Annotated in this window: 13 protein-coding genes and 1 tRNA gene; 10 read left to right on the forward strand and 4 right to left on the reverse strand. The window is 66.6% G+C overall.

Annotated elements, in window-relative coordinates:
* The first annotated feature begins 95 nt into the window (after nucleotides 1-95).
* Complete coding sequence (ispF, locus tag SMCB_RS13270) at nucleotides 96-1544, forward strand: 2-C-methyl-D-erythritol 2,4-cyclodiphosphate synthase (RefSeq protein ID WP_045534691.1); 1449 nt, start codon at nucleotides 96-98, stop codon at nucleotides 1542-1544.
* A 39-nt stretch (nucleotides 1545-1583) separates the two neighbouring features.
* On the opposite strand, the gene SMCB_RS02065 is transcribed toward ispF, so the two are convergent.
* Entirely contained in the window at nucleotides 1584-2960 is a 1377-nt protein-coding gene (locus SMCB_RS02065) for an ATP-binding protein (RefSeq protein WP_045534693.1), read from the reverse strand.
* Nucleotides 2947-3693, reverse strand: a complete 747-nt coding sequence (gene ompR, locus SMCB_RS02070; RefSeq protein ID WP_045534695.1) for an osmolarity response regulator transcription factor OmpR — start codon at nucleotides 3691-3693, stop codon at nucleotides 2947-2949. Before ompR ends, SMCB_RS02065 begins: the two co-directional genes overlap by 14 nt.
* A gap of 225 nt (nucleotides 3694-3918) precedes the next feature.
* Here ompR and SMCB_RS02075 point away from each other — a divergent pair, with 225 nt between their 5' ends.
* The gene (locus tag SMCB_RS02075) at nucleotides 3919-4692 is read left to right on the forward strand and encodes an SIMPL domain-containing protein (protein WP_052468375.1); all 774 of its coding nucleotides are present in this window, start codon (nucleotides 3919-3921) and stop codon (nucleotides 4690-4692) included.
* A 56-nt stretch (nucleotides 4693-4748) separates the two neighbouring features.
* Here the strand turns inward: SMCB_RS02075 and SMCB_RS02080 are convergent, their stop codons facing one another.
* Nucleotides 4749-5528 carry a 3-hydroxybutyrate dehydrogenase gene (locus SMCB_RS02080; RefSeq protein ID WP_045534697.1) on the reverse strand — a complete coding sequence of 260 codons (780 nt, stop codon included), beginning with the start codon at nucleotides 5526-5528 and terminating at the stop codon, nucleotides 4749-4751.
* Nucleotides 5529-5627: 99 nt separating this feature from the next.
* Here SMCB_RS02080 and SMCB_RS02085 point away from each other — a divergent pair, with 99 nt between their 5' ends.
* From SMCB_RS02085 to SMCB_RS02095, 3 genes are all read left to right on the forward strand, one after another.
* Nucleotides 5628-6611 (forward strand): alpha/beta fold hydrolase, encoded by a 984-nt coding sequence (locus tag SMCB_RS02085; RefSeq protein ID WP_045534699.1) that lies wholly within the window; start codon nucleotides 5628-5630, stop codon nucleotides 6609-6611.
* Entirely contained in the window at nucleotides 6608-8896 is a 2289-nt protein-coding gene (locus SMCB_RS02090) for a RelA/SpoT family protein (protein WP_045534701.1), read from the forward strand. The genes SMCB_RS02085 and SMCB_RS02090 overlap by 4 nt, the downstream gene beginning before the upstream one ends.
* Nucleotides 8897-8933: 37 nt before the next feature.
* Nucleotides 8934-9010 (forward strand) — tRNA-Val (locus SMCB_RS02095).
* Nucleotides 9011-9238: 228 nt separating this feature from the next.
* Here SMCB_RS02095 and SMCB_RS12920 read toward each other — a convergent pair.
* Nucleotides 9239-9682: a cysteine-rich CWC family protein gene (locus tag SMCB_RS12920; RefSeq protein WP_082027174.1), complete on the reverse strand. Its 444-nt coding sequence runs from the start codon at nucleotides 9680-9682 to the stop codon at nucleotides 9239-9241.
* 30 nt (nucleotides 9683-9712) lie between these two features.
* On the opposite strand from SMCB_RS12920, the gene SMCB_RS02105 reads away from it, so the two are divergent.
* The 5 genes from SMCB_RS02105 to SMCB_RS12085 all read left to right on the forward strand — a co-directional run bounded on the left by SMCB_RS02105 (nucleotide 9713) and on the right by SMCB_RS12085 (nucleotide 15904).
* Nucleotides 9713-9979: a helix-turn-helix domain-containing protein gene (locus tag SMCB_RS02105; protein WP_045534705.1), complete on the forward strand. Its 267-nt coding sequence runs from the start codon at nucleotides 9713-9715 to the stop codon at nucleotides 9977-9979.
* A 75-nt stretch (nucleotides 9980-10054) separates the two neighbouring features.
* Nucleotides 10055-11152, forward strand: coding sequence for a PDDEXK nuclease domain-containing protein (locus tag SMCB_RS02110; protein ID WP_045534707.1), 1098 nt, complete (start codon nucleotides 10055-10057; stop codon nucleotides 11150-11152).
* Nucleotides 11148-13247: an excinuclease ABC subunit UvrB gene (gene uvrB, locus SMCB_RS02115; RefSeq protein ID WP_082027405.1), complete on the forward strand. Its 2100-nt coding sequence runs from the start codon at nucleotides 11148-11150 to the stop codon at nucleotides 13245-13247. The genes SMCB_RS02110 and uvrB overlap by 5 nt, the downstream gene beginning before the upstream one ends.
* 54 nt (nucleotides 13248-13301) lie before the next feature.
* On the forward strand, nucleotides 13302-13958 hold the full coding sequence (locus SMCB_RS02120) for a LuxR C-terminal-related transcriptional regulator (protein ID WP_171820270.1): 657 nt from the start codon (nucleotides 13302-13304) through the stop codon (nucleotides 13956-13958).
* Nucleotides 13955-15904: a sensor histidine kinase gene (locus tag SMCB_RS12085; protein WP_144400230.1), complete on the forward strand. Its 1950-nt coding sequence runs from the start codon at nucleotides 13955-13957 to the stop codon at nucleotides 15902-15904. The genes SMCB_RS02120 and SMCB_RS12085 overlap by 4 nt, the downstream gene beginning before the upstream one ends.
* Nucleotides 15905-16074 lie beyond the last annotated feature (170 nt).

A 16074-nucleotide genomic window follows, 5' to 3' on the forward strand; every position in this document is an offset into this window, starting at 1 on the left:
CGCCACCCCCCGAAACCGGGGCATCTGACGGCCCGCCGCCCATGCCCCCAAGCGCCCCTGGGCCGGCGAGGGGGGCTGCCTCTGAGGACGGGGCCGTGTGGGAGGGGGCAACCGCTTGGCAGGTCGCCAGCACCGATGCCCCGCCGCGCTGCTACGCCCTGATCACCAGCGCCGGCAACGGCAGTCGGGCGGTGCGATCGGATCAACCCACCCCCAAGCAATACCAGCTGCTCGCCGGCCAGCGCGTGATCGACCACACGCTGGCGGCTTTTTTGGCGCTGCCGCACTGGGCCGGGGTGGCGGTGGTGGTGGCGCCCGGTGACGCCGCCTACCAGGCGCCGGATGCGCGGGTGCGCGTGTGGCCTGTGGGCGGCGCGGTGCGCGCCCAGACGGTGCTCAACGGCTTGCAGCAACTGGCAGCCGCTGGGGCGCGCGACGCCGACTGGGTGCTGGTGCATGACGCTGCGCGCTGTCTGATCGAGCCGGCGCAGATCGAGCGCCTGATCGCGGCCTGTTGGCTCGACCCGGTGGGCGGCCTGCTGGCGCTGCCGCTGCCCGATACGCTCAAGGCGGCGGTTCCAACCCCAGCCCAAGCAGCGGCGCTCGGAGCCCCCGAAGCCCCAGCCTCGACCCCAGTCCAAGCCCAAGCCCAAGCCCAAGCTGCCGAGCCCGCGCCCATGCCCCGGGTGGCGGCCACGCTTGAGCGCGCCGACAAGTGGCTGGCGCAAACGCCGCAGATGTTCAGGCTCGGCGCTTTGCGCGCGGCGCTGGAGGCGCACCAAGGCAGCGGCTTTGCCGGCATCACCGACGAGGCCAGCGCCATCGAGCGCAGCGGCGCCCAGCCGCTGCTGGTGCCGGGCAGCGCGAGCAACTTCAAAATCACCTACCCGGCTGATTTCGCCTTGGCCGAGGCGCTGCTGGCGCAGCGGCAGGCAGCTCCCGCCCCCTGTGCACCAGCCAATCCGCTTGTCCCAGCCGCTCCGTCCACACCCGAGGCCCCTGCCGCCATGAACCCAGTCAACCCTGCGCCAACCCCCTCTGCTCCCAGCCAATCATTAGGCCTAGGCCTGCGCATCGGCGAAGGCTGGGACATCCACGCGCTGGTGCCGGGGCGGCCGCTGATTTTGGGCGGCATCCACATTCCGCACCCCAGCGGCCTGCTCGGCCATTCCGACGCCGACGCGCTGCTGCACGCCATCACCGACGCGCTGCTGGGTGCGGCGGCGCTGGGCGACATCGGCACCCTGTTCCCCGACACCGACGCGCGCTTTGCCGGTGCCGATTCGGCTCAGTTGCTGGCGCACGCCATGCAGCGCGTGGCCGCTCAGGGCTATCTGGTGCTCAACCTCGACACCACCGTGATCGCCCAAGCCCCCAAGCTGGCCCCCTACAAGGCGGCCATGCAGGCGCGCATTGCGGCCGTGCTGGGGCTGCAACCCAGCCAAGTCAATGTCAAAGCCAAGACCGCCGAAAAAATGGGGCCGGTCGGGCAGGGCTTGGCGATCGAATGCCGGGCCGTGGCCTTGTTGCAGCGCGTGGGCTGAGGCGCTGGGTGCGTCCGAACATCCTCAAAGCCGCGCCGACTAATCAGCCGCCGGCAAACGCAGCCGCGCCAGCAGGCCACCGGCGACGCCGTTGCGCAGCTCCAGCGTGCCGCCCATGATTTGCAGCGTTTTGTCGGCGATCGCCAGCCCCAGGCCGCTGCCGTTGGCGGCGGTGCGGGCGCTGTCGGCGCGAAAAAAGGGCTCGGTCAGGCGCGCCAGCAGCTGCGGCGGCACGCCCGGGCCTTGGTCGGCCAGTTGCAGCGTCACCGTCTGGTCTGGCCCGGCGGCCGCGCTGATTTTCAGCCGCAGCAGGCCGTCGGGGCTGCGGCCGTAGCGCGAGGCGTTTTGCAGCAGGTTGTCGAGCACGCGGCGAAGTTCCACCGGCTCGGCCAGCACCCGCAAACCCGGGGGCAAATCGAGCGCCACCGCGCAGTCTGGCGCACCCTGATAGGGCAGCAAGGCGGTGGCGATCAGGTCGGCCAAGGCCACCGGCTGCAGCTGCGGCGTGTGCTCGACACGGGCGTAGTCGAGGAACTTGTCGATGATGGCGTTGGCCTGCTCGATGTCGGCCGCCATCAGCTGCCGGGTGGCCTCGTCGGGCACGCTCAGCTCGATTTCCAGCCGCAGCCGCGCCAGCGGGGTGCGCAGATCGTGCGAAATGCCCGCCAGCATCAGCGTGCGGTCGGCCTCGGCCTTGGCCAGTTGCTCGGCCATGCGGTTGAAGCCGATGTTGACGGCGCGGATCTCGTGCGTGGCCTCGGTTTCATCGAGCCGCGGCCCCGTGAAGTCGCCCGCGCGCACGCGTGCCGTGGCGGCGCTGAGCTGCAGCAGCGGCCGATTGATCAGGCGTGCAAACACCGCCGCTCCCAGCAAGGACAAGGCCGCCGCAATGCCGAGCCAGACCAGCCAGGTGGCGCCGCCCACTTGCCCCACCCGCGCTGGGTCGGCCAGCAGCCAAAAGTTGTCGCCCCCGATTTCAAAGCCGATCCACAGACCATCAAAACCATTCACCTGGCGCGCCACCAGCGTTTGCGGCCCCAGCATCTGGGCCAATTCGGCGCTGATGCGCCGGCTCAAGCGGTCTTGGTCGTAGGGCAAGTGGGTGTCGGCGCTTTCGCGCACCGCAATGCGCAGGTTTTCCTGCTGCAGCAAGGTGGTGACGAGCGAAATGCGAGCAATTGGGTCGGCGTGCGCGAGCGCGGCGCGCGTCAGGTTCACGAGCGAGGCCAGCTGCTGCGCGCTTTGCACCGCACGCGGTTCTTCTTCGAGGGTGCGCAGGGTTTGAAACCAGGCCAGCACCGAACCCAGCAACAAAACGCCGAGCAACAAAAAAGTGCGGCCAAACAGGCTCAGACCCACGCCGCCGGGTTTGCGGCCCGCCTCGGGTGCGGGCAGCGGCGGATTAGCTTTGGCCATCGGGGACGAATACGTAGCCCACTCCCCAAACCGTTTGCAGGTAGCGCGGTGCGCCGGGGTCGGTTTCGATGAGTTTGCGCAGGCGCGAGACTTGCACATCGAGGCTGCGGTCAAAGGGCTCGAACTCGCGCCCACGTGCCAGTTGCGCCAGCTTGTCGCGCGACAGCGGCTGGCGCGGATGCCGCACCAAGGCTTTGAGCATGGCAAATTCGCCGCTGGTCAGGCTGATGTCGGTGCCGTTTTTTTGCAGCGTGCGCTGCCCAAGGTCGAGCACGAAGGGGCCGAATTGCACCACTTCGTGCGCGCTCGATGGGGCGCTGGGCACTTCGGGCGGGGGGCGGCGGCGCAGCACGGCGTGAATGCGCGCCAGCAGTTCGCGCGGGTTGAAGGGTTTGCCCAGGTAATCGTCGGCCCCAATCTCAAGCCCCACGATGCGGTCCACGTCTTCGCCCTTGGCAGTGAGCATGATGATGGGGGTGCGCAGCCGGCCCGCGCGCAAGCGCCTGCAAATGCTCAACCCGTCTTCGCCGGGTAGCATGAGGTCGAGCACGATCAGGTCGAAGGTCTCGCGTTGCAGCAGTTTGTCGAGCGCGCGCGCATCGGCCGCCAGCAAGACCTCGAAGCCCTGCTGGCTCAGGTAGCGGTTGAGCAGCTCGCGGATGCGGGCATCGTCATCCACCACCACGATGCGGTCGGGGCGAGAGGGTGGCGGTTCTGGGGTGGCGTATGGCATGGCAGGCTTTGGTGCGTGGGCTGGGGCGGCGAAAGCAATTGTGACACCGGGCGGCCCGGGCCGGGTGCTTGATCGGCATGGGGGATACGCGCCGTTACAGTTGTTGCGCTTGTGTGCTGCCCGATCGGGGGCGGCAGAGGGCGCTTGGTGGCACACTGGGGGCGCACCGGGGCGGGCAGATGAGCCTGTGTAGGGTTTGCCTCGGAATTTTTTAGGAGCGCACCGATGATTTTGAACAAGCTTTTACCACCTGGCCGCTACAAGCACGCCATGGCGGCTGCGGCATTGGGGCTGGGCCTAGGCTTGGGTTTGCTGGGCGCGGGTACCGCCTTGGCGCAAGCCCAGCCCAGCCCGGCTTGGATGCAGCCGCTGCCCCACAACGTGGTGCAACTGAGCGCCACGGCGCGCCAGCAAGCGCGCCAAGACTGGCTCACCCTGACGCTGACCCAGCGCGTGCAGGGCACCGACCCGGCGGCCTTGCAGCGCCAGCTCAGCCGCAGCGTGGAGGCGGCGTTGCAACAGCTGCGGCCCCAGGTGCGCAGCGGCGAATTCGAGCTCAGCTCGGGCGGCTTCAGCTTGCTGCCGCGCCACAACGCCGAGGGCCAGATCGTGGGCTGGCATGGCTCAGCCGAGGTGCTGGTGCAGGGGCGCGATCTGGCGGCGTTGGCGGCGGTGCCGGCCCAAGTGCGCGGCCTGAGCGTGTCGCAAATGCAGTTCACGCTCAGCCCACAAGCGCGCCAGCAGCTCGAGGCCGGGGTGCGCAGCGCCGCCATCGAGCGCTTTCGCGCCAGCGCCCAACTGGTGGCGCGCGACTTCGGCTTTGGCGGCTACAGCTTGCGCGAAGTCACGATCAGCGCGGCGGAGCCCGAGTTTGCCGGGCGTCCGCGCCTGATGATGGCGGCGCAGGCCCGCTTGGATGCGGCCGAGGTGGCGCTGCCCGCCGAACCTGGATCGGAATGGGTGCACATCACGGTGTCCGGGGCGGTGCAGTTGCAATAGCCACCGGCGACCCCGGCAACGACAGGTTCAGGGCTGCGGGCGACAGATTGGCGGTCTTACTGCGCTGCCCAGCCGCCGTCCATGTTCCAGGCCGCGCCGCGCACATTGGCGGCCGCCGGCGAGCAGAAAAACACCGCCAGCGCACCCAGCTCTTCGGGCGTGGTGAACTGCAGCGAGGGCTCCTTCTCGCACAGCAAATGCTTGGTGGCTTCGGCGTTGCTCAAGCCCAGCGCAGCGGCGCGTTCATCCACTTGCTTTTGCACCAGCGGCGTGAGCACCCAGCCGGGGCAGATGGCGTTGCAGGTCACGCCCGTGGTGGCGGTTTCGAGCGCCACCACCTTGGTCAGGCCCACCAGCCCGTGCTTGGCCGCCACATAGGCCGACTTGTAGGCCGAGGCCACCAGCCCGTGCACCGAGGCCACGTTGATGATGCGGCCCCAGTTGGCGGCCTTCATGGCCGGCAGCGCCAGCCGCGTGGTGTGAAAGGCGCTGCTCAAGTTGATCGCCAGCACCGCGTCCCAGCGCTCGGGCGCAAAGTCCTCGATCGGGGCCACGTGCTGGATGCCGGCGTTGTTGACCAGAATGTCGACGCGCCCAAACTCGGCCGCCGCGGCGCGCAGCATGGCTTCGATCTGCTGCGGCTGGCTCATGTCGGCGCCTTGGTAGCTCACCCGGGCCCCCGGTGCGGCCACGGCCGCCACTTCGGCGCAGGCCGCTTGCGCGTCGCCAAAGCCATTGAGCACCAGGTGCGCGCCTTGCTGCGCCAGCGCCTTGGCGATCCCGAGGCCAATGCCACTGGTGGAACCCGTGACCAAAGCCGTCTTGTTTGCGAGCATGAACCGTCTCCATTTGATTTACGATAGGTGGCATTATCCAATGGAGCTGGGCGGCCACCGGTGCCCTGCGCCACCTGCATAGGGAGACAAGGCTACGACATGGAACCTGTATTGCATCATCTGGCCGTACCCGGCCCGCTGGCCACGCACGGCGAACCGCGCCGCATCGCTTGGTGGGAGTGGGGCAGCGAGGCCGCCGCACCCAAAGGCCCGGCGCAGGTGGTGCTGTGTGTGCACGGCCTGACGCGCCAGGCGCGCGACTTCGACGTGCTGGCGCAAGCCCTGCTGGCACAGGCGCAGCGGCCGCTGCGGGTGCTGTGCGTCGATGTGGCCGGGCGCGGCCACAGCGACTGGCTGGCCGACCCGGCCGCCTACGGCGTGCCCACCTACGCCGCCGATCTGGCGCTGCTGCTGGCGCACCTGCGCGCCAACCACGCCGCGGCCACTGGCAGCGCCGAGCCCGCCGAACTGGCCATCGACTGGGTGGGCACCAGCATGGGCGGCCTGATCGGCATGGCGCTGGCGGCCCAGCCCGGGTTGGGCTTGCGCCGGCTGGTGCTCAACGACGTCGGGCCGGTGATCGAGGCCGCCGCGCTGCGCCGCATCGCCACCTATGTGGGCACGCAAGGGGCCTACGCCAGCGAGCAAGACGCGGTGCAGGCGCTGGCGCAGTTGCACCGGGGCTTTGGCCCGCACAGCCCCGAGCAGTGGCTGGCCCTGTCGCGCCCCATGCTGCGGCCGGTGCAAGGCGGCTGGGCGCTGCACTACGACCCAGCGATCGCGCAACCGCTGCGCGCTCTGGTGGCGGCGGGCGAGGCCGTGGGCAGCGCTCCAGACCCCAGCGCGGGCGCCGCCATCCACGCCGGCGAGGCGCTGCTGTGGCAGATGTATGAGGCCATCACGGCCCCGGTGCTGCTGTTGCGCGGGGCCGAATCCGACTTGCTCAGCCACGCCACGGCGCTGGCCATGACGCAGCGCGGCCCGCGTGCGCGCCTGCTCGAGTTTGCGGGCGTGGGCCACGCGCCCACGCTGGTGGCGCCCGAGCAGGTGGCGCCGGTGTGCGAATTTCTGTTGGCGCCATGAGATCGGCTCCCCCAGCGCCCGATCCGTCGGTTGCTCCGGACGCCCCGGCAGACGGAGCAGCCGTTGCGCAGTGGCAGGCCCGCGTCGCCGACGAGCAGGCCGCGGTGCTGCGCGCGCGCGCCTTTGCCGAGCCACTGTTGGCCAGCGAAACCCTCGATACCGGCGAGAACACGCTGGCCCATGCCGACGGCGTGGCCGCCGTGCTCGACCTCATCGGTGGCGGTGCCGAGCTCAAAGTCAGCACCTATCTGGTCTATGCCTGCGAGCACCTGAACCGCCCGCGCGAGCTCATCACCAAAGCCTTTGGCAGCGATCTGGCTGCGGTGGCTCTGGAAACCACCAAGCTGGTGCAACTGCAGCGCCAGACGCGAATCAAGGCGGCCCAGGTGCGCCAAGAGCGCGCCAGCGCGGCCGAACCCGGCAGCACCCAGCGCGCCGCCCCCAGCGAGCTCGAAGCCAGCCAGCACGAAAATATTCGCAAGATGCTGCTGGCGTTTTCGCGCGATCTGCGCGTGGTGCTGCTGCGCCTGGCCTCGCGTCTGCAAACGCTGCGCTACATCGCAGCCGCCAAGCTCTCCCCCGACCCCGCCCTGGCCAGCGAATCGCTGCACGTGTTTGCACCCTTGGCCAACCGCTTAGGCATCTGGCCGATCAAGTGGGAGATCGAAGACCTGGCCTTTCGCTTCCTCGAGCCACAGACCTACAAAGAGATCGCGCGCCTGATCGACGAAAAACGCATCGAGCGCGAGAGCCACGTCGAACAGGTGCGCCAGCGCCTGCAGCAGGCGCTGCGTGCCCAAGGTATCGACGCCGAGGTGCAGGGGCGGCCCAAGCACATTTACAGCATCGTCAAAAAAATGCGCGGCAAGGCGCTCGATTTCGAACAGGTGTTCGACCTGCGTGCGCTGCGCGTGGTGGTGCCGCAGATCGAGGACTGCTACCGCGTGCTGGCCTACGCGCACGCCCACTACAGCCCGGTGCCCGAGGAGTTTGACGACTACATCGGCAAGCCCAAACCCAACGGCTACCAGTCGCTGCACACCGTGATCCGCGACGCGCAGGGCCGCGCCTTCGAGCTGCAGATCCGCACCCAGGCCATGCACGACCACGCCGAGAACGGGGTGGCGGCGCACTGGGCCTACAAAGAGGCCGGCAGCAAAGGCTACGAGGGTGTGCACGCCGATTCCGACTACGACGCCAAAATCGCCGTGCTGCGCCAGCTGCTGGCTTGGCAGAGCGACGTTGAGAGCGAGCGCCGCAAGCAGGCCACGCAGCCGCTGTTTGACGACGCCATTTACGTGCTCACGCCGCACGCGGCCATCGTTGAACTGCCCAAGGGGGCCACGGCGCTCGATTTTGCTTACACCGTGCACACCGACCTCGGGCACCGCTGCCGTGGCGCGCGCGTCGATGGCGCCATGCTCGCCCTCAACACGCCGCTGCAAACGGGTCAGACGGTCGAGATCATCGCCAGCAAAGACGGCGGCCCCTCGCGCGACTGGCTCAACCCAGAGCAGGGCTATCTGGTTAGCCACCGCGCCAAAAGCAAGGTGCGGGCCTGGTTCAATGCCCAAGCGGTGCACAGCACCATCCAGCGCGGCCGCGAGCTGCTCGACAAATGGTTGCAGCGCGAGGGCAAAACCGCGCTCAACCTCGACGAGTTGGCCAACCGCATCGGCTACGACCACGCCGCCGGCCTGTGCGAGGCGCTGGGCAAAGAGGAAATCACGCTGCGCACGGTCGAGCAGCTGCTCAACCCCACCCCGGCGCTGCAAGCCCCGGACGAGGTGCAGCTGCGCAAGGCACGCCACAGCCCGGCCCGCGCCCCGCAGGGCAGCGTGCTGGTGGTGGGGCTGGACTCGGTGCTCACGCAACTGGCGCGCTGCTGCAAACCGGCGCCGCCCGACGACATCCGGGGCTACATCACGCGCGGCAAAGGGGTGGGCGTGCACCGGGCCGACTGCCCCGACTACGCCACGCTGGCGCAGCGCCACCCGGGCCGGGTGATCGAAGTGCAGTGGAACGGCGTGGCCGCCAAAGGCGATGTCGCCACCCACTACGCCGTCGACGTGGCGATCGAGGCCCAAGACCGCCAAGGCCTACTGCGCGACATTTCCGACACCTTTGCCAGCCAGAAAATCAACGTCATCGGCGTGCAGACGCAAAGCGTGAAAGGGGTGGCCTGGATGACCTTCACAATCGAAGTCACCGACGCCAGCCGGGTGCAGCGCGTCATGGCGGCGCTGCAAGACGTGGCCGGGGTGCGCAGCGTGCGCCGACGCTAAAAAGCCGTGCTACAATCGCAAGCTTGCAACCGACCTCAGGCGCGTAGCTCAGCTGGTTAGAGCACCACCTTGACATGGTGGGGGTCGTTGGTTCGAGTCCAATCGCGCCTACCAAAACAATATCAGCAGATTGCGCAAATTCTCGCTCGATTTTGTTGGCCCGTGCGGAGTTCAATGCAGCTCTGCTACGGGTTTTTTCTCACGCACCGCCCCACATCGAAATTTTACGTGCCTTGCGCGTTTCGGGTGCGGAGCCGCTCGCCCCGAGCCTTGCGGTTGTCATGCCGTGGGGTGATTCTGCAGATTTCCCCAAGTGTGTAAAAACCTCAGTCTGGCCTCGAGTTACAGGGCCTTTTCTTGATCTGCACGACTGACATGGCCGCCCTCAGCACACCGGCGGCAGATGCAGGCGCGGTGCTGTTGCTCCAGTGCCACCTGCGCCAGCAGTTCAGGGCTGAAGCTGACGCCGGTGCACCAGCACGCGGTGTCAAAGCTGCCGCTGGCCGAGGCCGCGCACTCGTTGGCTTGGCCGCACAGCGGGCACAGTGGGGCGTGTAGCGGGGCTTTTAGAGCGGTGTTTGGGGTTGTGGGCGACACGGTGTTGGCTGCGCTGGTTGGTGCACAAGGAGCAAGCCTAGGCGCTGTGCACAGGCCAAGGTTGAACCCTACTGTAGCCGAGCTTGGGCAAGCCGCCAAGGCGCCAGCGGCACAGCAGCGCACGGCATGGTGTGCGCACAGAACACCTGGAGTGGCGATATTTTTGACTTTTGCGTCAAAAAAAGGCATAAAATACAGCTTTCTTGATTTAAAAATCAAATGCAAACCCTGCCAGAACTCGGTGCTGCCGTGGCCACACGCCGCAAGCTGTTGGGCCTGAAGCAAGGCGTCGTCGCGGCCCAAGCCGGGGTAACGCCAGAATCGCTGTCGCGCCTTGAGCGTGGGCGGGTGCTTGAGTTTGGCGCGCGCAAGCTGTTGGCCGTGCTGGCGGTGCTGGGTGCCGAGCTCGACATCGTCGCCCAAGGGCAGGGCGGCAACCTAGATCAACTGCGTCGCGAGCGGGCGCAGTCAGTCGACCGACCTTGAGAGCGTACTCACGCGCCAAAGAGGGCTTAAGCAATTGAGCTTATATTGTTCCGAGATCTCTGCCGGCTCACTCTCATGACCCAACTTTTTAAGGTCCAGCCTGCTGCGCTGGCCGAATACCAGGCGTGGCTAGGACGCATCAAGCAGAAAATTCATGCCGCGCGCATGCACGTGGCGCTGGCCGCCAACGGCGAGTTGATAGCCCTTTACTACGAGCTGGGCGCGCAAATCGTGGACCGGGAGACCAGTGCCCAGTGGGGCAGCGGTTTCATTGACGCCTTCAGCAAAGACCTGCGGCACACCTTTCCAGAGGTCGGCGGTTTTTCAGCCAAGAATCTGCGCTACTGCCGGGCTTTTTTCCGCTTTTACGGCGACGCGGCAATTTGGCAACAGGCTGTTGCCAAAATGGGCGCAGCGCCTTGGGGTGGCGCAGACGGCGAGCTGGCAGCCTTGCTGGCTCGGATTCCATGGGGCCACCACATCCAGATTTTCACCAAGTGCCAGCGCGTAGACGAAGCCCGCTTTTACCTCGCGCAAACGCTGGAACAGGGCTGGAGCCGCGACGTATTGGCTTTGCAACTCAAGTCCAACTTGTATGAGCGCACAGGCAAGGCCGTCACCAACTTTGCCCGTACCCTGCCGGTGCCGCAGTCCGACTTGGCCCAGCAAACGCTGAAAGACCCCTACACATTCGACTTCATGGCCATGACCGGGCCATTTAACGAGCGCGATGTGGAGCATCAGCTTACCCAGCACATTACGCAGTTTCTGCTGGAGCTGGGCAAGGGCTTTGCCTTCATTGGCCGCCAGTACCACCTCGAGGTGGCGGGTAACGACTATTACATCGACCTACTTTTCTATCACGTCACGCTGAAGTGCTACGTGGTGGTGGAGCTGAAAAACCGCAAGTTCATGCCCGAGTACGCGGGCAAGCTCAACTTTTACCTGTCGGCGGTGGACAGCCTGCTCAAGCGCAGCGACGACAACCCCACCATTGGCCTGCTGCTGTGCCGCGACAAGAACAACATCGAGGTTGAGTTTGCCCTGCGCGACATGAACAAACCCATGGGCGTGAGCGAGTACACACTGGTCGAAACCCTGCCCGACAACCTGAAGGGCGCCCTGCCCACGGTGGAAGAAATTGAAAACGACTGGCTGCAGTTGCAGCATTAGCCAGGTGGTCCCCCAAACCCCTCTAGAGCTCAGCCCGGCGGCGCCCCCAGCCGCTGGCCAGTGCCTGCGCTTCCCCGACTCGCCCTTCGAGCTCTTTCAGCCCTTTGAGCCGGCGGGGGATCAGCCGGCGGCGATCGAGCAGCTGGTGCAGGGCGTGCGCGCCGGCGAGGTCTATCAGACCCTGCTGGGCGTGACCGGATCCGGCAAGACCTACACCATGGCCCATGTGATTGCGCGGCTGGGCCGGCCGGCGATCGTTTTTGCGCCCAACAAAACGCTGGCGGCGCAGCTCTATAGCGAGTTTCGCGAGTTCTTTCCCCACAACGCGGTCGAGTACTTCGTCAGCTACTACGACTACTACCAGCCCGAAGCCTACGTGCCGCAGCGCGACTTGTTCATCGAAAAAGACAGCGCCATCAACGAGCACATTGAGCAGATGCGCCTGTCGTGCACCAAAAGCCTGCTCGAGCGCCGCGACGTGGTGATCGTGGCCAGCGTGTCGGCGATCTACGGCATCGGCCAGCCCGAGAGCTACCACCGCATGATCATGACGCTGCGCGTGGGCGACCGCTTGGGCCAGCGCGACGCCATCGCGCAGCTGGTGCGCATGCAGTATGAGCGTAACGAGCAGGATTTTGCTCGCGGCCTGTTTCGGGTGCGCGGCGACACCATCGACGTCTTTCCGGCCGAGCACTCGGAGCTGGCGCTGCGCATCGAGCTGTTTGACGACGAAGTCGAAGCGCTGCAACTGTTTGACCCGCTCACCGGGCGCATCCGCCAGCGCATCCCGCGCTTTACGGTTTACCCCAGCAGCCACTACGTGACGCCGCGCGAGCAGGTGTTGGCGGCGGTCGAGGCCATCAAGCTCGAGCTGGCGCAGCGCCTGCCCGAGCTGGTGGCGGCGGGCAAGCTGGTCGAGGCCCAGCGGCTGGAGCAGCGCACGCGCTTCGACCTCGAGATGCTGGTCGAGGTTGGCCACTGCAAGGGCATTGAAAACTACTCACGCCACCTCTCGGGCGCGGCGCCGGGCGAGCCGCCCGCGACCCTGATCGACTACCTGCCGCCCGATGCACTCATGTTCCTCGACGAGAGCCACGTGATGATCGGCCAGCTCGGCGGCATGTACCACGGCGACCGCTCGCGCAAGCAGACGCTGGTGGAGTACGGCTTCAGGCTGCCCAGCGCGCTCGACAACCGGCCGCTCAAGTTCGACGAGTTCCAGGCCCGCATGCGCCAGTGCGTGTTCGTTTCGGCCACCCCCGCTGATTTTGAGCGCCAGCACGCCAGCAGCGTGGTCGAGCAGGTGGTGCGCCCCACCGGCTTGGTGGACCCCGTGCTCGAGGTGCGCCCAGCCACGCATCAGGTCGATGACGTGCTGCAAGAAATCCGCCTGCGCGTGCAGCGCAGTGAGCGCGTGCTCATCACCGTGCTCACCAAGCGCATGGCCGAGCAGCTCACCGAATACCTGGGCGAAAACGGCGTGCGCGTGCGCTACCTGCACTCCGACATCGACACTGTGGAGCGGGTCGAGATCATCCGCGACTTGCGCTTGGGCACGTTCGACGTGCTGGTGGGCATCAACCTGCTGCGCGAGGGGCTGGACATCCCGGAAGTGAGCCTGGTGGCGATTTTGGACGCCGATAAAGAGGGCTTTTTGCGCTCCGAGCGCAGCCTGATCCAGACCATCGGCCGCGCCGCGCGCCACCTCAACGGCATGGCGATCCTGTACGCCGACCGCGTCACCGACTCGATGCGCCGCGCCCTCGACGAAACCGAACGCCGCCGCCACAAGCAGCTGGCTTTCAACGCCGTGCACGGCATCACGCCGGTGGGGGTGGTCAAGCGCATCAAAGATTTGATCGACGGTGTGCAGAGCGACAAAGCCAGCGAGCAGGCGCAGCGCACCGAGCTGGCGCGGGTGCAGCAGGCCGAGATCGAAGACATGAGCGCCAAAGACTTGGCGCGCGAGCTCAAGCGGCTGGAAAAGCTGATGCTCGAGCACGCGCGCAAGCTCGAGTTCGAGCAGGCGGCGCAAGCGCGCGACCGGCTGGCGCAGCTCAAAGACCGGGTGTTGGGCGCGCACGGCGTGCAGTAGCCACTCCCCTGTTTTGGGGAGTGGGGGGGGTCCGGCATGGCCCACAATCGCCGCATGCCCAGCAGCACGCGCATTTACCTGATCGAAGACGACCGCACCGTGTTGCAGTTCGTCCATCACGCCTTGGCGCTGCGGCCCGACTGGCGCTTGGTCGGGCATTCCGCCACCTACTCCCACGCTCGCATCATGGCCCCCAACAGCTTGGCCGATGTCTATCTGGTTGATCTGGGTCTGCCCGATGGCCGCGGCGAAGACATGCTGCGTCTGCTTTCACTCACCAAGCCCGAGGCCGAGCTGCTGGTGTTCACCGTGTTCGGGGACGAGTCGCGCCTCGTGCACGCCCTGCAATCGGGGGCCACCGGCTACGTGCTCAAGGGCTGCAACGACGCCGAACTGATCGAGGCCATCGAACAGATCTGCGCCGGCGGCGCCCCGATTTCGCCGCTGCTGGCACGCCTGTTGCTCAAGCAGTTGCGCAACAACGCGCCAGCCCAGGTGGCGGACAGCGTCGCTGCGGCCCCGGCGCTGTCGGAGCGCGAATCCGAGGTGCTCAAGCTGGTGGCCCAAGGCTACGTGAACAAGGAGATCGCCAGCCGGCTCGGCATCGGCACCGCCACCGTGAGCACGCACATCAAAAACCTGTACCGCAAGCTGGCGGTGCACACCCGCGTGCAAGTGGTGCGCGCGGCACAGGATCGGGGTTTGTTGTGAGGGCTTTGCCTCCTGCGCCGCCACCGCCCGGGCAGAGCGCCAAGCGGGTGCCGCATTACCTCTGGGTGGGGCTGCTGCTGCTCGGTTTGCTGTGGGCGCTGCACAGCGTGTCAATGCCGGCGGGGCTCGAAAACGCCGTGACCTTGCGCGAGGCGCAAGCGAGCCTGCCGCAGCACCCGCAGCAGCCGCCGCAGCAGGTGAGCCTGCCCCACATTCTGGACGATCAGCCTGCCGCTTGGTCGGGCTGGGTGGATTACCGGCTCGACTGGCCGGCAGCCCTGCACTACGACGACCCCGCCCAAACCCGGTTGGCGCTGCTGTTGCCGCGCGTCGGCACCCGCTTTCGGGTGCTGCTCAACGGCCACGAGATCTACCAGGTTGGCTGGTACGCTGCGCCCGAGCGCAACATCCTGAGCGCCTGGTTCCCCTACCTGGTGAGCCTGCCCCCGGGGCTGCTGCAGCCGCAGCCACAGCAAAACCAGATACACATCCAGGTGCAGGGCCAGTTGCTCGAGCGCAGCGGTTTGTGGCCGTTGCAGATCGGCTACCACGGCAGCCTGTTCGAGCGCCACCAGGTGCTCGAAGTCTGGCAGGTCAAAGGCACTTGGATGATGCTCATCAGCTCGCTGCTGATGGGCTTGCTCTCGCTGCACCTGTGGCGCACCTTGAACGAGCGCCTGTTCTTGCTCATGGCGGTGGCGGCGCTGGCGCATTCGGTGCGCTTGGCCCTGTCGGTTTCGCTCGAGCCGCCCTTGAGCTTTGGTTGGTACTTTTATCTGCACCGCCTGGCCTTCACGTGGTACGTGGGGTTTTTCTTGTTGTTCGTGGCCGAGCTGCTGGCTTTTCGGGACCGCCTGGTGCACGGGTTGGCCTGGTTTTTGATCGGCGTGGGTCCGTTCTGGCTGGCCTGGACGCTGCACACACAAGACTACGATTTGTATCGGATCTGGGCCGGTGCCATGGCCGTCTGCGGGGCGCTGTCGTTGCTGAGCCTGCTGTTCAGGTCGCTCCAACGCGGCGCGCTGGAATCCGATCAGATTTTGGTGCTGCTGGTGGCGTCTTTTACGCTGGCCACCGGCGTGCGCGATTTTTTGGTGGTGCAGCTCAACTTCCCCGGCGACGCCGACCTGCGCTGGACTTCGCTGGGCAGCCTGGCCTTGCTCTTTACCCTCAGCTGGGTGCTGGCGCAGCGCGCCACCGCGTCCACGCGCGAGGTGCATCGGCTGAATCAGTCTTTGGCCGGGATTTTGGCCAAGCGCGAAGCCGAGCTGCGCCAGGCTTTCGACCAGTTGCGCGCCTCCGAGCAGCAACGCGCCATCGAGGGTGAGCGCCGGCGCCTGATGCGCGACATGCACGATGGCCTAGGCAGCCAACTGGTGCAGACGCTCAACATGGTGCGCAGCCAGAAACACACGCTGGACGCGGGCTCGGTCGAATCCATGATCCACCACGCGCTCGAAGAGCTGCGGCTGATGCTCGATTCGCTCGAGCCCATGGAGGGCGACCTGGCCACCATTTTGGGCACCTTCCGCCAGCGCATCGAGCCGGCGCTGGTGGCCGCCGGGATCGAGCTCGATTGGCAGGTGCAGGACGTGCCGGCCCTGTCCAGCCTCGATGCGCAGGGCGTGATGCACCTGTTTCGCTGCATGCAAGAGATTTTTGCCAATGTGGTCAAACACGCCCAAGCGCGACGCGTGTGCGTGCGCACGCGCAGCGACGCAGCGCATGTGTACCTGACGGTGACCGACGACGGCTTGGGCATGCAGCGCCCTCACACCAAGCCCCAAGCCCAGCGGGGTTTGGGCAATCTGCGCGCCCGCGCGGGCAAGCTCGGGGCCCAAGTGCGTTTTTTCGATGCCCACCCAGGAACCGGGATCGAATTTGCCTTTCCAATCCATCGCACCTTCACGCCGGAGGCGGGCGACACCGTGCCCTCGGTCGAGTAACTAGCCCCAATCCCTTGCGCATCGCAAGACCAAGCAAAAGACTCGGATATTGGGTATACTTCGGGTTAACGATCGGTTGTCGATGCGGTTGTTGATGCTTTTGGGCACACCGGTTCTCACACTCCGCAAGGGGTGACGAACGCTGAACCTGCAGGTCTGATCGCCGGCCA

Source organism: Serpentinimonas maccroryi (assembly GCF_000828915.1).
GTDB classification, from domain to species: Bacteria; Pseudomonadota; Gammaproteobacteria; order Burkholderiales; family Burkholderiaceae_C; genus Serpentinimonas; species Serpentinimonas maccroryi.

Bases quoted from the DNA above. Each gene is read 5' to 3' on its own strand.
- SMCB_RS02065 (WP_045534693.1), bottom strand. From the start codon at position 2,960: ATGGCCAAAGCTAATCCGCCGCTGCCCGCACCCGAGGCGGGCCGCAAA.
- ompR (WP_045534695.1), bottom strand. From the start codon at position 3,693: ATGCCATACGCCACCCCAGAACCGCCACCCTCTCGCCCCGACCGCATC.
- SMCB_RS02075 (WP_052468375.1), top strand. From the start codon at position 3,919: ATGATTTTGAACAAGCTTTTACCACCTGGCCGCTACAAGCACGCCATG.
- SMCB_RS02080 (WP_045534697.1), bottom strand. From the start codon at position 5,528: ATGCTCGCAAACAAGACGGCTTTGGTCACGGGTTCCACCAGTGGCATT.
- SMCB_RS02085 (WP_045534699.1), top strand. From the start codon at position 5,628: ATGGAACCTGTATTGCATCATCTGGCCGTACCCGGCCCGCTGGCCACG.
- SMCB_RS02090 (WP_045534701.1), top strand. From the start codon at position 6,608: ATGAGATCGGCTCCCCCAGCGCCCGATCCGTCGGTTGCTCCGGACGCC.
- SMCB_RS12920 (WP_082027174.1), bottom strand. From the start codon at position 9,682: ATGCCTTTTTTTGACGCAAAAGTCAAAAATATCGCCACTCCAGGTGTT.
- SMCB_RS02105 (WP_045534705.1), top strand. From the start codon at position 9,713: ATGCAAACCCTGCCAGAACTCGGTGCTGCCGTGGCCACACGCCGCAAG.
- SMCB_RS02110 (WP_045534707.1), top strand. From the start codon at position 10,055: ATGACCCAACTTTTTAAGGTCCAGCCTGCTGCGCTGGCCGAATACCAG.
- SMCB_RS02120 (WP_171820270.1), top strand. From the start codon at position 13,302: ATGCCCAGCAGCACGCGCATTTACCTGATCGAAGACGACCGCACCGTG.